This window comes from Methylobacterium sp. WL120, assembly GCF_008039465.1.
Taxonomy (GTDB): Bacteria; Pseudomonadota; Alphaproteobacteria; order Rhizobiales; family Beijerinckiaceae; genus Methylobacterium; species Methylobacterium cerastii.
Window position 1 is genome coordinate 1 of the sequence record NZ_VRUT01000330.1, and the last position, 1441, is coordinate 1441.

At 71.4% G+C, this 1441-nt stretch carries 2 protein-coding genes and 1 tRNA gene; 1 reads left to right on the forward strand and 2 read right to left on the reverse strand.

The features are described 5' to 3' along the window. The first annotated feature begins 39 nt into the window (after positions 1-39). Positions 40-116 (forward strand) — tRNA-Met (locus FV229_RS26810). Positions 117-221: 105 nt separating this feature from the next. Here FV229_RS26810 and cueR read toward each other — a convergent pair. Next, a complete protein-coding gene (gene cueR / locus FV229_RS26815; RefSeq protein ID WP_147754813.1) occupies positions 222-704 on the reverse strand; it encodes a Cu(I)-responsive transcriptional regulator in 483 nt (160 codons plus the stop codon). Continuing rightward, on the reverse strand, positions 704-1441 hold a 738-nt coding region (locus tag FV229_RS26820; protein WP_147754812.1), incomplete at its 5' end, for an HAD-IC family P-type ATPase. The genes FV229_RS26820 and cueR, both read right to left, overlap by 1 nt.

Sequence of the window (1441 nt, forward strand, 5' to 3'; positions counted from 1 at the left end):
GCCAACACATCCCCTCAACACGACACTCGATCACCCTGGCGCGGGGTGGAGCAGCCCGGTAGCTCGTCAGGCTCATAACCTGAAGGTCACAGGTTCAAATCCTGTCCCCGCAACCAAACCTCATATCATCCACAACGAGCCCGCGCCGTCGAAAGACAGCGCGGGCTCGTCGCGTTTGGGCAGTGAGGCTGAGGTCAGACCCGGTCCAGGCGGAACGCGCCTCATCCGTTTCCGCGCCGGCGTGCCGGCCGGCCCAGGCCGAAGCGTGCGGGGCCGCCAGGTGCACCCTTCACGACGGGCGCGCCCGGGCCGGCGCCTGTTTCCGCCAAATCCTCCATGATCGGACAATCCGGCCGGGCGTCGCCGTGGCAGCGCGCGGCCAAAGCCGTCAGCGTCCGGCTCATGGCATGAAGCTCTTCGGCCTTACGCTCCAGCGCTGCCACGTGCTCCAGCGCGATGCGCTTCACGTCGGCGCTGGCGCGGTCCCGGTCGCGCCACAGGGCGAGCAGCGTGCCGATCTGCTCCACCGTAAAGCCGAGGTCGCGCGCGCGGCGGATGAAGCGCAGGGTGTGGATCCCGGCCTCGGTATAGTGCCGATAGCCGGCTTCCGAGCGTGCGGCCTCTGCGATCAGGCCGGTGCTCTCGTAGTAGCGGATCATCTTGGCCGAAACGCCGGAGGCGCGTGCGGCCTCGCCGATCGTCATCATCGTTGCACCTCACCGGCCGGGCGCCAGCGACGCAGCAGCAGCGCGTTCCCGACGACGCTGACGCTGGAGAACGCCATCGCTGCGCCCGCCACCACCGGGCTGAGCAGCCCGAAGGCCGCGAGCGGGATGCCGACCACGTTGTAGGCGAGCGCCCAGAACAGGTTCTGCCGAATCTTGGCATAGGTCCGCCGCGCGATCTCGATCGCGTCGGCGACCAGCATCGGATCGCCGCGCATCAGCGTAATGCCGGCCGCGTGCATCGCGACGTCGGTGCCGGTGCTCAAGGCAATGCCTACGTCGGCGGCGGCGAGCGCCGGCGCGTCGTTGACTCCGTCGCCGACCATGGCGACGCGGCGCCCGCCCGCCTTCAGGCGGAGGATCGCGGCCGCCTTGTCTTCGGGCAGAAGCTCGGCCACCACCTCGTCGAGGCCGAGCGCCTCGGCCGCGCGGGCGGCGCTGCCCCGGTTGTCGCCGGTGAGCATCACCGTGCGCAGGCCGCGCCGGCCGAGGGCCGCGATGGAAGCGGCCGCGGAGGGTTTCACCGCATCGCCGAAGGCGATCAGGCCGAGCAGCCGCGCGGGCGCGGTCCCCCCGGCTTCCTCCTCCGAGATCCAGGAAACCGTGCGGCCCGCCCGCGCCAGGGCTTCGCCCCGGTCTGCGAGGGGCGCCAGGTCGACGCCGTCCTCCTCCATCAGCCGGCGGCTGCCGAGGCGGAGCGCGCGGCCGTCCACCTC